This is a genomic window from Prochlorococcus marinus CUG1435, assembly GCA_017644375.1.
GTDB lineage: Bacteria > Cyanobacteriota > Cyanobacteriia > PCC-6307 > Cyanobiaceae > Prochlorococcus_A > Prochlorococcus_A marinus_AH.
Map to the genome: position 1 here is coordinate 1,052,027 of JAEPLP010000001.1, position 13,109 is coordinate 1,065,135.

A 13,109-nucleotide genomic window follows, 5' to 3' on the forward strand; every position below is an offset into this window, starting at 1 on the left:
ATGTTTACAGGAATAATTCAATCAATTGGAAAACTAAAACAAGAAAAAAATATTTTAGAAATTGAAATTCTCGATAACTTATTTGATATAACAATCGGCGACAGCATAGCTGTTGATGGAATTTGTTTGACAGTTAAAGAGATTTTTCAAAATAAATTTACTGTTGATGTTAGTGAGGAAACATTAAAAAAAACAACTTTAGGAGTTAAGTCGAACCTGAATCAGATTGTTAATTTGGAACCCGCTCTTAGGGTGTCTGACCGTCTAGGAGGGCATATAGTCAGCGGACATGTTGATGGCCTTGGAACGGTCGAGAATATAGAAAAATTAGAGAAATCTTGGCTTTTATCAATAAAGTGGAAAAATAATAATTTTTCAAGATACGTAGTAAATAAAGGGAGTATTTGTGTAAATGGTATAAGTCTTACGATTGCCAAATATGAGCAGGAAGGAGAAATATTTACTATTGCGATAATTCCTCATACTTGGCATAACACAAATCTGAATAAATTAAATGTTGGTGAAAGCGTAAACCTTGAGGCAGATGCACTAATTAAATATGTAGAGAAATTACTTTTGTTTAATAAAAATAGTAAAGAAGATTTGTCTTCAAATAATCTTTCTTCGGAGTGGCTTAAAGAAAACGGTTGGTAAAATATATTTTTAATCTAATGGAATCAGATAAATTGTTTTTGACTCTTTTTTTAGATCGATTTTAAATTCCTGACCAGGCTCTAGACCTAATTTTTTGGTGTAGGCATGACCAATTAAAAGGTTCCCATTACCATGAACTTTAGTTTTGAATTCTGCCTGTCTGCCTCTAGAAGCTCTATTACCATTTTTCCCCTGACGACCATTTCCTATTTTGTAACCCTTAGCTTCTATAAGCGCTTTGTAAAAACTTTTTCTTAAGACTCTACCGCTTGGACCAACGTATCCACAGCCTTTGGCTATCTCATCCTCAGATTGTTTACTTAATAATTTTGCTTTCTCAAGAAGTTCTTTTCCTTCTAGCATTATCTAACAAATTTCTAATTATATATTCTTACTAAAAAGGAGAACTGTGGCAATATAAATTAATAAAAAATATATTTAATTTTTAAAATTTAGTTTTTTTATAAAAGATACAAAATAATAAATAAAATAACCCATATTCCATCTACAAAATGCCAGTACAATTCAACAGCTTCCAAAGGGAACATATTTTGACTAGTTAATCTTCCGCCCTTGATTCTCGATTGCCAAGCAATAATTAAAATCATTAAAGTGCCTAAAGTGACATGTAATCCATGAAAACCAGTAAGAGCATAAAAAGTACTTGCAAATAAATTATCGGTTAATCCAAAAGGTAAATGAAAATATTCAAATAATTGACATATTAAAAATATAATTCCAAGAAAAGCAGTAAAAAATAACCATTTTTGGGATTCAGAGTTTTTATCTTTTAAAAGTGCTTTTCCTGCTTTATGGAAAGTTGCACTACTAACAAGTAACAAAATTGTATTGAGTGTAGGTATTGGTAGTTCTAATTCATAAATAGCACCATCAGGTAATGGATTTACTGCTTTATAAGTTAAATAAGCAGCAAAGAATCCAGCAAAAGTCATTCCGTCCGCAATTAGGAAAGTTATAAGACCAAACATTCTGAAGTCATCATGTGTTTCAGTGGCTTCAGAATTATTTTTTTGAAGTTCTTTTGAGCTATCTAGAGTTGTCATATGATTTTATTTTTTTTCAGAAATTTCTTTACCATAACCATATGGTTCTTCAACTAATGGAGCTTCTCCCTCCCAATTTTCAACTGGAGGTGGAGAAGATGTTAACCATTCAGGTGTAAGAGCATTCCAAGGGTTATCTCCAGCATCTTTTTCATTTCTCACACTAAGGAATACATTAATTAAAAAAGGAATTGTACTTATAGCCATCAAAAGAGCCCCAAGACTACTTATTTGATTAACGAACTGGAATTGAGGATCATATTCTGCAACTCTTCTTGGCATTCCATTTAAACCAAGCCAATGTTGAGGAGCAAAGCACAAGTTAAATCCAATAAAGGTAATGATAAAATGTAAAATTCCTAATTTTTCATTGAGCATTTTCCCAGTTACTTTAGGGAACCAATGATAAATTGAAGAGAAAATAATAAAAACAGTCCCTCCATAAACTATGTAATGAAAATGGGCTACAACGAAATAGGTATCATGTACGTGAATATCGAAAGGTACCTGTGCCAAAGCAACTCCTGTGATACCTCCAAAAACAAAATTTATAATAAATCCGCAAGAGAATAACATTGCACTATTGACGGAAATTTTACCTCCCCATAATGTTGCAACCCAATTGAAAAATTTTATACCTGTTGGAACAGCAATAAATGCCGTGGCAATAGTAAAGAACAATCTCATCCAAGGGGGCGTTCCACTCGTAAACATGTGATGAGCCCAAACAACTAAACCTAAAACTACTATCCCCATTATTGAAAAAACCATTGTTGTATATCCAAAAAGTGGTTTTCTAGCATGTACAGGAAGTATTTCACTAACTAAACCAAAGGCAGGAAGAACCATAATGTATACAGCTGGATGAGAATAAAACCAAAATAAATGCTGATAAACTACAACATTGCCTCCCAAGACAGGATTGAAAAACCCTGTATTAGCGATGATATCGAAGCTAAGTAGAATTAAAGTGCCCGCCAATACCGGAGTTGACAAAACAACTAATATACTCGTTCCAAGCATTGCCCAACAGTACATTGGCAATTGCATAAGTTTTAATCCTGGCCTTCTTAATTTGATAATGGTCGCGATAAAGTTTATTCCACCAAATATAGAGCTGCCTCCAAGTAATAGAACACTCAGAATCCAAATAATTTGTCCCGATTGAGGAGTAGTTATGCTCAAAGGTGGATAAGCAGTCCATCCAGCCTGAGCAGCACCATCAACAAAATAGCTTGCTACCAGCATCAAACCTGAAGGAGGAATTAACCAAAAAGCTACTGCATTTAATCTTGGGAATGCCATATCTCTCGCACCTACATAAAATGGAATTAAATAATTTCCAAAAGCACCATTTACTACGGGCACTATCCAAAGGAATATCATTATTGTTCCATGTAGGGTTAAAACTTGGTTATAAACATCCCTTGGCATAAAATCAGACATTGGACTAGCTAGTTCAATTCTTATAGCACTCGCTAAGGTTCCGCCTATTAAATAGAAAAGAAAACCGCAGATCAGATATTGTATCCCAATTACTTTATGATCAAGGCTAAAACTAAAGTACCTAAGCCAGCCTTTAGGTTGAAGACTTTCATTATTAGTTTTTTGTGGATCAATTGATATTGTCATAAATTTACCTCTGGTTTTTTATTTTTGTTAAACCATTCGTTGTAATCAGATTCTTCTTCAACAATTATCGAGGCTCTCATTCCTCCATGATATGGGCCACATAATTCTGCACAAATTATCGGATATTTTCCTACTTTTGTAGGAGTGAAATTTAAGATAGTCGGTTGTCCGGGAATAATATCCTGCTTAATTCTGAACTCTGGTACCCAAAAAGCATGAATGACATCTTTGGATTCCATTTTCATTGATACTTTTTGATCAACAGGAACGTGTAGTTCTCCTGATATGAAATTGCCCTTGGGATAATTGAATAGAAATGCAAATTGCATAGCTGAAACTTCAATTGATAAATTATTTATTGCTATTTCATTATCAGAAGTTTGACTTATTCCAGCCCATATTTTTTCAGTGTTAGAATTCATCATTTCATGGTTATGATTTAGTTCTTTCATCCCTCCCATTCGATCGTAGATGTTGTAGCTATATAGACCTATTAGTAAAACAATTATTGAAGGGATAATTGTCCATACAATTTCTAAGCTTAAATTTCCCTCTAAAGCTATGCCATCGCCTATCTGATCATTTCTTTTCCTAAATTTAAATAAGCTATAAATAACTGCTATTGTCATTCCTATAAAAATAATTAATCCAATAATGAAAAGAATTTTAAAAAGTTCATCGTAAATTGGTGCATTAATACTTGCTTCCGCTGGGAGCAAATTTACATTAAAACCAATCCAAAAAGATATAGCAAAAACGAGGGAAATAATTAGTATTAAATAAATGGTTTTATTTAACAATTGATTCCTTGAGAATTTGTATTTATATCCTCAAGATATTCAATTTTTTTAATCCTGCATCCTTTGTTAAAAGAAAAACATTTAAATTCACAACTTCTTAAGATTTATGAAATAAAAGGCGTATTATTAATAACTTTTTAGAGTTAATTGTCAGGGAAAAAAGATTAAATTACTAAATTATTTTTTAAATTTAACATATTAATTTTTAATTAATGTTTGGTTTTTGAATCTAATTTATTATGCAAAATAATAGGTTTTATCCATTTGATTAATAACCAATTATATAAATCAAAATATCTGACAATTTTTAAAAGGTTGGGAAGCCATAGTGTACTCGCACTCATCGCACTAATCGTAATTGGAGGTGCTACGAGAGTAATGGAGGCGGGACTTGCCTGCCCAGACTGGCCATTGTGTTATGGATCTTTTTTGCCTTTTAATCATATGAATTTAAGAGTATTTCTAGAGTGGTTTCATCGTCTAGATGCTTTTCTGGTTGGAATATTAATTCTTTTCAAATTTGCCCTTTCAATAATTTGGAAAAATGAAATTCCAAATTGGTTACCTAAAACTTATTCATTATTGCTGTTTCTGGTTATTGTCCAAGGATCTTTTGGAGCTTTAACAGTAATAAACTTGCTTGATTCATATACAGTTACTGGCCATCTTTTAATAGCTTTTCTACTTCTCATTACAACAATTTCAATAAATCAAAATTTAGAAAAAGACGACATAGAAGAGCCATTAATTTGGTGGAGATTATTATTGTTTGTTCCTCTTTTACTTACTCTGATTCAATCTTTTATTGGAGTTAGGCTCTCATCAACTTGGTCAGCACATATTTGCTTATCTTTTAATAATCAATGTCTAATGCTAAATACTCATAAATTATTTGCTTTTCCAATTGCTTTTTCAATTCTATTGATTATTGCTACTGCAATTTATAAGAGAAATTTGCTTAATGAAAATTGGAAATATCTCTCAGCACTTATTTTTCTCTTATTTTCCCAAATTGTTTTGGGTGTTTTAAGTCTTAAAACAAATTTGAATGAACCTTTTTTTATTATCGGTCATCAACTTAACGCCTCTTTATTTATTGCGATATTAACAACATTAATTTTTAGAAATCCTTTTACCAAAAAAGGCCTAGACCACTCTCTTAATTCTCAAATAGTTGGTTTCAATTCATGAACAGTAGTAACTTAGAAAACTTGAACTATAAATCTTCAATTAGGGATGAAGTTGTACCTTCAAGAAAAAAAATAACTTTGCCGCCTTGGCTTGAAGTAGCAAAACCCAGATTAATCCCACTTTTACTGGCAACCACTTTGGGAGGAATGGCTTTAACAGAGGAATGGCCTTTGTCTTCACCGAAACTTATCTGTACTTTAGGAGGCGGAGCTTTGGCAGCAGCTGCAGCAGGAGCTCTTAATTGCTTGTGGGAAATGGAATTAGACAAGAGGATGATAAGAACTAGCAAAAGAGCCTTGCCAGCAGGAAAGTTGTCATCTGAGACTGTATTTTTAGCTGCTGTATCATGTACTTTGGCAGCCTCTATGCTTTTAGTAAGTGGTGTAAATTATTTAGCTGCGGGATTAACTCTTCTTGGTTTATTTAGCTACGTAATTTTATATACAGTTATTTTGAAACCTCGTACAACAAAAAATATTGTTTTCGGAGGAGTTGCTGGTGCGATACCACCTTTAGTTGGAGCATCTGCTGCCACAGGGCATGTAGGTCTTAGTGGTTGGTGGTTGTTTGGTTTAGTAATGTTATGGACTCCAGCACATTTCTGGGCACTTGCAATTTTGTTGAAGGATGATTACGCATCTGTTGGTATTCCTATGCTCCCCTCTGTTAAAGGATCTGTTTTTACTGCTAAAGCAATTTCTCGTTACGGATGGGCAACAGTTTTAATGAGTATTATGGGAGTTTTTGCTTTACCTGAAGGGGGGCTCTTATACGGAATTATGTTATTGCCATTTAATGGAAGACTTTTGCAATTAATAAATGAATTAAAGAAATCTCCTGATGATCTTTCAAGAGCAAAGTCTCTTTTTAGGTGGTCTATTCTCTATATGTTTGGTATTTGTCTTTTGTTATTAATTTCCAGAACCCAACTATCCGTGGAATTTGAGCAGCAATCAATGCAAATATTTTTCTCTATAGTGTCCCTGCTTAGTAATTAAATTAGATGTAAAATGTTTTTTAAGTAAAAAGTAGATTTGATGAATTATATAAAAGTCAAAGGGCTCTCAAAATCTTATTCAGATATCAAGGCATTAAAAAATTTATCGATGGAAATTGAAGCTGGCACGTTGTTCGGAATACTAGGCCCAAATGGTGCTGGTAAATCAACACTAATAAAAATACTCGCTACTTTAATAGAGCCTGATAGTGGAGAAGTTTTTATAAATAATATTAATCTAATAAAAAATTCAAGGAAAATTCGAGAATTAATTGGTTATGTTGCCCAGGACATCTCACTTGATAAAATATTAACTGGACGAGAGCTTTTGGATTTTCAATCAGATTTATATCACATCAACAAAAACAAAAAATTTGAAAGGATAAAGAAATTAATAGATCAATTAGAAATGAATGATTGGATTGATCGTAAGTGTGGAACTTATTCAGGGGGAATGAAAAGAAGAATAGATCTGGCAGCTGGACTTTTACATTTGCCCAAATTATTAATATTGGATGAACCTACAGTTGGTTTAGATATTGAAAGTAGGAACATTATATGGCAACTTTTGAAAGATTTGAGAAATAGTGGGATGACTATTATTTTAAGCAGTCACTATCTTGATGAAATAGATAAATTGGCAGACAAATTAGTGATAATTGATGATGGAAGAGTTATAGCACAAGGGGCTCCTGCAGAACTCAAAAATAAATTAGGAGGGGATAGAGTAACTTTGAAAGTAAGAGAATTTAGTAATCAGGAAGAAGCAAAAAATATATGTCAGATTTTATCTTCAATAGATGGAATTAGTCAGATCATTATCAATGAAGCGCAAGGCTTCTCTATAAATTTCGTAGCAGATAAGGAAAAAGATTTACTTACGAAGCTCAAAGTGGAATTAGCCTTCTCAAAGTTTGAAATTTTTTCTCTTACCCAAAGTCAGCCAAGCTTGGACGATGTATATCTTCAGGCAACCGGGAAAACTTTATTGGATGCCGAAATTTCTATGGCAGGGAAAAGAGACCTTAAAAAAGAATCAAAGCAATCAATGCGATAAAAAATTTTTGTTAACTAACTATAATGAATACTAATTACTACTAATTATGGAATTGAAAAATTATAATTTATTTTTTTTATATCAAGAAACATTTGCCCTAACAAAAAGATTATTTATTCAATTAAAAAGAAGACCATCAACTCTTTTAGCTGGAATATTACAACCCATAATTTGGCTTTTTTTATTTGGGGCATTATTCTCTAAAGCTCCTGAAGATTTTTTACCAGGAGTTGATTCTTATGGAAATTTTTTAGGAGCAGGACTTATTGTATTTACTGCTTTTAGCGGAGCCCTTAACTCTGGTCTTCCTTTAATGTTTGATAGAGAGTTTGGATTTCTTAATAGATTACTTGTAGCTCCTTTAACTAGTAGATTATCCATAGTTTTATCTTCTTTTTTTTACATAACAATCCTGAGCTTTGTTCAGAGTATTGTAATAATGATTGTTTCATATATTTTGGGTTATGGATGGCCCAACTTATATGGTTTAGGGATTGTGTTTACAACACTCATCCTATTAGTTCTGTTTGTGACATCAATAAGTTTATGTTTAGCGTTTGTTTTGCCGGGACATATTGAATTAATCGCTCTTATATTTGTAATAAACTTACCTCTTCTTTTTGCCAGTACTGCTTTAGCTCCAATATCTTTCATGCCAAATTGGCTTGGGTGGTTAGCTTCATTAAATCCATTAACTTTTGCGATTGAACCTATTAGGACTGCTTATACACAAACTATGGATTTAGAATTAGTGGCTTTACATGCCCCATATGGTGATTTAACTTGTAAGAGTTGTATATCAATTTTATTTTCTTTAACAGTTTTTTCTTTGATTATTATAAGACCTCTTTTAAATAGAAAGTTGAGTTAAAAATTTATGGTTTTTAAAATCATCTAATAGAAGTTTTTCAAAAGGCTTTTTACAAAATAATTTTTTGCTTGATGAAAATATTCTTTTTAAATGGGCCCATAGATTTGGGATTGATTCTTTAAATGATTTGATAATCAATAGTTCAGTACCAAAAGAAAATCAGCATGAACAAGAAAATCAAGAAAAAACTAAACTTGAATTATCAAAAACTTTTGAAAAATATAGAAGAATGAAATTGGAATTAAATTTTCTTGAAACTTTTAGCATTAATGGAATATTTAGCAAAGATCAAAACTATAATGATATAAAAGAATTTCTGATACCCAGAGACTACCACTGTCTTAGTATTAAAAATTTAGGAAGGTGGATTAATAACGATAAAAAAGCAAGTTAAATCTTTACATCATTCCTGGCATACCCATGCCACCCATTCCTGGCATACCCATGCCACCCATTCCTGGCATTCCCATGCCACCCATTCCTGGCATTCCCATGCCACCCATTCCTGGCATTCCCATACCACCCATGCCTCCCATTGGATCTCCACCCGGTACTCCAGGGGCCGCTGCTTCAGGCTCTGGAATGTCAGCCATTGCAACTTCTGTTGTGAGGAGCATAGCTGCAATAGATACTGAATCTTGAAGAGCTAATCTTATTACTTTGGTTGGATCTAATATTCCTGAATCTTTTAAATCCTCATATTTCCCTGAATTAGCATTAAAGCCTTTTTTAAGTCTTTTAATTTCAGCGACAACTACATCACCGTTAAAACCAGCATTTTTTGCTATTTGTTTGGTAGGTTCCAAAAGAGCTTCTTTAACTATATTTATCCCTGTTCTTAAATCATCCGAAGATGATTCGCTTAAATTTAAAAGGTCATCTGATATTTCAATTAAAGTTTGTCCTCCTCCAGAAACAACACCCTCTTCAATAGCAGCTTTTGTAGCATTAAGGGAATCTTCGATTCTCAACTTTTTATACTTCATCTCTGTTTCTGTAGCTGCTCCTACTTTGATAAGAGCTACTCCTCCGGCTAGTTTGGCTATCCTTTCATTGATTTTATCCTGATCATATTCTGATTCAGTTATATCGACTTCTCTCTTTAATTTCTCTACTCGGGCTTTAACTAAATCTTTAGTGTCTTCGAAGGCAACAATTGTAGTTTTATCCTTTGTGATAGTTATTTTTTTTGCTTTTCCTAAATCATTTATCGAGACTTTATCAAGTGTCATCGATTTATCTTCGCTAATTAACTTAGCCCCTGTAAGAATTGCAATATCCTCTAGGGCAGCTTTTCTTCTCTCACCAAATAATGGAGCTCTCACGGAAGCAACATTTAAGACCCCACTATTCTTATTTAAAACCAGAGTGGTTAAAGCCTCTCCTTCAATATCTTCAGCAAGAATTAGAAAGGGTGAGCCTGACTTCTGAATTTCTTCAAGTATTGGAACTAGATCAACTAAAGTTGAGATTTTTTGATCAGTTATTAATATTTTAGGGTTTTCAAGTTCACAAACTTGTCTTTCTTGGTCTGTTACGAAATATGGAGAACTATAACCTCTATCAAAAGACATTCCCTCAGTTATATCTAATTCTGTTTCCAGTGATTGAGATTCTTCAACAGTTATTACACCATCTGAAGTAACAATATCCATCGCTTTAGAAATTATAGATCCAATTTCTTCATCACCTCCAGCACTGACTGTTGCAACTTTTTGGATATCAGAACCACTTAACGAAATACTTTTAGAACTTAATTTTTCTAAGACAAAAGTCAGGCCTGTTTCCATACCTTTTTTTAACTCCATAGGATTGGCACCAGAAGCAATATTTTTTAATCCCTCTTGAACCATCTTCTGAGTCAGAATGGTTGCTGTTGTTGTTCCATCCCCAGCACTCTCTTTTGTCTTGGATGCAACTTGTTCTATTAATTTCGCACCTAAATTAGAAATAGGGTTTTCAATCTCGATCTCTTTAGCAACTGTAGATCCATCTCTTACTATATCTGGCGAACCAAATTTCTTTTCTATTACAACGTTTTTTGCTTTTGGCCCAATAGTAACCTTTACTGCATTTGCTACGAAATTCACACCTTTTTCTAGCGCTTCTCTTGATTCATTAGAAAAACTTAACTGTTTAGCCATGTTTATTTGATCTTTAATCTTATTCTAATCTCCCATAGAATCATTTTTTAGGGATATTTAATTAAGTGGGGAAAGCCGAATTTCTTTTAATGAGACATACAAATTAACTAAAATAAGAGTATCTTTAAGTTATGGAAGAAACAAATAATCTTATTTTTACTCTTACCGCAATCCTCGCGATTGCTATGACACTAATATACTTTCCTTTAAGATTTTTCTTGACATTAACTGCTAGAAGTCGAAGACTAAAACTTTTACAAAAAATCAGAAGATTAAGAGATGAATTGGGCCAGCCCTATCAAGGTACATAATTAAATACTCATACCTCCGTCAATACTGATTGTTTGCCCCGTAATGTAACTGCCTGCATCACTTGAAACTAAGAATGACACTAAGTTTGCAATTTGCGTACAACTTCCTAATTTCCCTAAAGGGATAACTTTAAGAATCTCCTCAGTATTAAGTTTTTCAGTCATCTCTGTTTCTATAAAACCTGGAGCTATTGCATTTACGTTTATACCTCTTGAGGCAAATTCTTTAGCGCAAGTTTTGGTAAATCCAATAACTCCGGCTTTGGCGGCAGAATAATTTGCTTGCCCTGGATTACCAATTATTCCAACAACAGATGAAATATTTACGATGCTACCACTTCTTTTTTTCATCATAAATTTTGAAGCATATTTTGTGCAAAGAAAAACTCCTTTTAAGTTTGTATTTAGTACGTCATCCCATTGTTCCGATTTCATTCTCATCAATAGTCCATCTCTAGTAATACCAGCATTGTTAATGAGGATATCAATGGTTCCATTAATTTTGATTATTTCTTCAAAAGCTAAACTGACAGAATCCTCTTTTGAAACATCAAATTTTAATTTATGAGCTTTACCTCCCGAATTTTTTATTGAATTTACAACTTCTTCAGCTTTTTCATCAGAAGAAGAGTAATTAATAAAAACTTCTGCTCCTAAGCGGCTTAGTTCTAAAGCAATTTCTTTACCAATCCCTCTGCTAGCTCCAGTGATTAAAGCAACTTTGCCTGATAATGAATCTGTATTGGACATTATGAAATTTTATAATTTTCAATCGTAGTACTATTTGTGTAAAGATATTGCTTTTATTTATAATTGTCTAGAAAATATTAAGACCTTCTATTGTGCACTTTTTAATACCAGCTGCAGGAAGCGGCAGCAGAATGAAAGCTGGAAAAAATAAATTACTCATTGATTTAGAGGGAGAGTCTTTGATTTATTGGACACTTAAATCTGTATTTTCTGCAAGCTCAACAAATTGGGTTGGAATAATTGGACAACCGAAAGATAAAAATTTATTATTAAATTCAGTAAAGAATTTTGCTCATAAAGTTCATTGGATTAATGGTGGTGACACCAGACAAAAGTCAGTTTTTAATGGTTTAAAAGCGTTACCAAATGATGCTGAAAAAGTTTTAATACATGATGGTGCTAGATGTCTTATTAAACCTGAATTAATAGACCTTTGTGCCAAGCAATTAGATGAAAATGAAGCTGTAATTTTGGCTACTAAGGTAACTGACACAATAAAGATTGTTGATAATGAAGGTTTTATTCAAGAAACACCAGATAGAAATTATTTATGGGCAGCGCAAACTCCTCAGGGCTTTTTAGTAGATAGATTAAAAAAAGCTCATAGCATGGCAATTAATAAAAACTGGAAAGTCACAGATGATGCCTCACTATTCGAAATGCTTAATTGGAAAGTTAAGATTATTGAAGGGACTTATTCAAATATAAAAATTACATCCCCTATAGATTTGAAAATAGCAAAACTTTTTGTGAAGAACCCCTAGTTAGAAAGGAGTATCGATACTAAGAATGCCATCATCACCATTTAAGGTGGCTTCGTATCCTAAAGGAATGCAAGCATTTCCAGATATGTGGCCTACTGGGAGGTCAAAAAGAATAGGAAAATCAAACTCCTGGAGTCTTTCAATAATGCAGTTTTTTAGTAAATCTTTCCATTCAAGGTCGCAGGAATCATTAGAAAAACTTCCGAATCCAATACCAGCAATTTCAGTCAGTGTTTTAGTCATTCTGAGGTAAGTCAACATGCGATCAATTTTATAAATATCTTCATTAATATCTTCAAAAATTATTATTTTTCGTTTGCAATCTGGAAAGTGATTAGTACCAATTAAAAAAGTAGCAATAGTTAAGTTAGAAACGATAATTTCTCCTTTAGCTTTCCCACCTCTTAAAGGAATTCCTCTTATGTCATCAACATATCCCTCAAAAAGTAAATTTCTTAATCTCTCAAGACTCCAATCTGGCTCTTTGAAAAGGCCAGTAACCATTGGCCCATGAATAGAACCAATAAATCCTTGAGAATATTTAGATAGTAATAAAGAACAAGTATCTGAGAATCCAAGCATTAAACCATGCTGCCAAGAAGGTTCTTTTTCTAATAGTCTTGCTGAACCCCAGCCTCCTTTCGCAAAAATGATTAGCTTACTATTTTGTGATTTTTCTAATTCTTCAAATCTAGTTAGATCATCACCTGCAAAATAACCAAATTTTTTTGATAGAGAATTATTTTCATTAATTTCCAAGCCCCAGTTTTTTAAAATTTCTATACCTTTTTGAAAATTTTCGTCTTCATCAATAAAGGAACCTGGAGCTAAAATATCTATTAGATCACCTTTTTTTAATCTAATAACCATATTT

The 13,109-nt window shown here is 32.7% G+C and carries 14 protein-coding genes and 1 pseudogene; 8 read left to right on the forward strand and 7 right to left on the reverse strand.

The window, feature by feature from the left end:
- The gene (locus tag JJ844_05960) at window positions 1-654 is read left to right on the forward strand and encodes a riboflavin synthase (protein ID MBO6975217.1); all 654 of its coding nucleotides are present in this window, start codon (window positions 1-3) and stop codon (window positions 652-654) included.
- A gap of 9 nt (window positions 655-663) precedes the next feature.
- Here the strand turns inward: JJ844_05960 and JJ844_05965 are convergent, their stop codons facing one another.
- The 4 genes from JJ844_05965 to coxB all read right to left on the reverse strand — a co-directional run bounded on the left by JJ844_05965 (window position 664) and on the right by coxB (window position 4,150).
- Window positions 664-1,017 (reverse strand): transcriptional regulator, encoded by a 354-nt coding sequence (locus tag JJ844_05965; GenBank protein ID MBO6975218.1) that lies wholly within the window; start codon window positions 1,015-1,017, stop codon window positions 664-666.
- A 98-nt stretch (window positions 1,018-1,115) separates the two neighbouring features.
- Complete coding sequence (locus tag JJ844_05970) at window positions 1,116-1,718, reverse strand: heme-copper oxidase subunit III (GenBank protein MBO6975219.1); 603 nt, start codon at window positions 1,716-1,718, stop codon at window positions 1,116-1,118.
- A 6-nt stretch (window positions 1,719-1,724) separates the two neighbouring features.
- Window positions 1,725-3,350, reverse strand: a complete 1,626-nt coding sequence (gene ctaD / locus JJ844_05975) for a cytochrome c oxidase subunit I (GenBank protein MBO6975220.1) — start codon at window positions 3,348-3,350, stop codon at window positions 1,725-1,727.
- Window positions 3,347-4,150 carry a cytochrome c oxidase subunit II gene (gene coxB, locus JJ844_05980; GenBank protein ID MBO6975221.1) on the reverse strand — a complete coding sequence of 268 codons (804 nt, stop codon included), beginning with the start codon at window positions 4,148-4,150 and terminating at the stop codon, window positions 3,347-3,349. Before coxB ends, ctaD begins: the two co-directional genes overlap by 4 nt.
- 264 nt (window positions 4,151-4,414) lie before the next feature.
- Here coxB and JJ844_05985 point away from each other — a divergent pair, with 264 nt between their 5' ends.
- The 5 genes and pseudogenes from JJ844_05985 to JJ844_06005 all read left to right on the forward strand — a co-directional run bounded on the left by JJ844_05985 (window position 4,415) and on the right by JJ844_06005 (window position 8,660).
- The gene (locus JJ844_05985) at window positions 4,415-5,341 is read left to right on the forward strand and encodes a heme A synthase (protein MBO6975222.1); all 927 of its coding nucleotides are present in this window, start codon (window positions 4,415-4,417) and stop codon (window positions 5,339-5,341) included.
- Window positions 5,338-6,339, forward strand: coding sequence for a protoheme IX farnesyltransferase (locus JJ844_05990; protein ID MBO6975223.1), 1,002 nt, complete (start codon window positions 5,338-5,340; stop codon window positions 6,337-6,339). The genes JJ844_05985 and JJ844_05990 overlap by 4 nt, the downstream gene beginning before the upstream one ends.
- Window positions 6,340-6,378: 39 nt before the next feature.
- Window positions 6,379-7,395 carry an ATP-binding cassette domain-containing protein gene (locus tag JJ844_05995; protein MBO6975224.1) on the forward strand — a complete coding sequence of 339 codons (1,017 nt, stop codon included), beginning with the start codon at window positions 6,379-6,381 and terminating at the stop codon, window positions 7,393-7,395.
- 46 nt (window positions 7,396-7,441) lie between these two features.
- On the forward strand, window positions 7,442-8,266 hold the full coding sequence (locus tag JJ844_06000) for an ABC transporter permease (protein ID MBO6975225.1): 825 nt from the start codon (window positions 7,442-7,444) through the stop codon (window positions 8,264-8,266).
- A 26-nt stretch (window positions 8,267-8,292) separates the two neighbouring features.
- Window positions 8,293-8,660: pseudogene (locus JJ844_06005) on the forward strand (hypothetical protein).
- Between the two features lie 4 nt (window positions 8,661-8,664).
- Here the strand turns inward: JJ844_06005 and groL are convergent.
- A complete protein-coding gene (gene groL, locus JJ844_06010; protein ID MBO6975226.1) occupies window positions 8,665-10,410 on the reverse strand; it encodes a chaperonin GroEL in 1,746 nt (581 codons plus the stop codon).
- A 131-nt stretch (window positions 10,411-10,541) separates the two neighbouring features.
- Here groL and JJ844_06015 point away from each other — a divergent pair, with 131 nt between their 5' ends.
- The gene (locus tag JJ844_06015; GenBank protein MBO6975227.1) at window positions 10,542-10,721 is read left to right on the forward strand and encodes a hypothetical protein; all 180 of its coding nucleotides are present in this window, start codon (window positions 10,542-10,544) and stop codon (window positions 10,719-10,721) included.
- Here JJ844_06015 and fabG read toward each other — a convergent pair whose 3' ends face one another.
- A complete protein-coding gene (gene fabG / locus JJ844_06020) occupies window positions 10,722-11,471 on the reverse strand; it encodes a 3-oxoacyl-[acyl-carrier-protein] reductase (protein MBO6975228.1) in 750 nt (249 codons plus the stop codon).
- 92 nt (window positions 11,472-11,563) lie between these two features.
- Between fabG and JJ844_06025 the strand changes: the two genes are divergently transcribed.
- Complete coding sequence (locus JJ844_06025; GenBank protein MBO6975229.1) at window positions 11,564-12,235, forward strand: 2-C-methyl-D-erythritol 4-phosphate cytidylyltransferase; 672 nt, start codon at window positions 11,564-11,566, stop codon at window positions 12,233-12,235.
- On the opposite strand, the gene JJ844_06030 is transcribed toward JJ844_06025, so the two are convergent.
- Entirely contained in the window at window positions 12,236-13,105 is an 870-nt protein-coding gene (locus tag JJ844_06030; GenBank protein ID MBO6975230.1) for an LD-carboxypeptidase, read from the reverse strand.
- Window positions 13,106-13,109 lie beyond the last annotated feature (4 nt).

Bases quoted from the DNA above. Each gene is read 5' to 3' on its own strand.
- JJ844_05970 (MBO6975219.1), bottom strand. From the start codon at position 1,718: ATGACAACTCTAGATAGCTCAAAAGAACTTCAAAAAAATAATTCTGAA.
- groL (MBO6975226.1), bottom strand. From the start codon at position 10,410: ATGGCTAAACAGTTAAGTTTTTCTAATGAATCAAGAGAAGCGCTAGAA.
- JJ844_06015 (MBO6975227.1), top strand. From the start codon at position 10,542: ATGGAAGAAACAAATAATCTTATTTTTACTCTTACCGCAATCCTCGCG.
- JJ844_05990 (MBO6975223.1), top strand. From the start codon at position 5,338: ATGAACAGTAGTAACTTAGAAAACTTGAACTATAAATCTTCAATTAGG.
- JJ844_06000 (MBO6975225.1), top strand. From the start codon at position 7,442: ATGGAATTGAAAAATTATAATTTATTTTTTTTATATCAAGAAACATTT.
- fabG (MBO6975228.1), bottom strand. From the start codon at position 11,471: ATGTCCAATACAGATTCATTATCAGGCAAAGTTGCTTTAATCACTGGA.
- JJ844_05960 (MBO6975217.1), top strand. From the start codon at position 1: ATGTTTACAGGAATAATTCAATCAATTGGAAAACTAAAACAAGAAAAA.
- JJ844_05995 (MBO6975224.1), top strand. From the start codon at position 6,379: ATGAATTATATAAAAGTCAAAGGGCTCTCAAAATCTTATTCAGATATC.
- JJ844_05965 (MBO6975218.1), bottom strand. From the start codon at position 1,017: ATGCTAGAAGGAAAAGAACTTCTTGAGAAAGCAAAATTATTAAGTAAA.
- ctaD (MBO6975220.1), bottom strand. From the start codon at position 3,350: ATGACAATATCAATTGATCCACAAAAAACTAATAATGAAAGTCTTCAA.
- JJ844_06030 (MBO6975230.1), bottom strand. From the start codon at position 13,105: ATGGTTATTAGATTAAAAAAAGGTGATCTAATAGATATTTTAGCTCCA.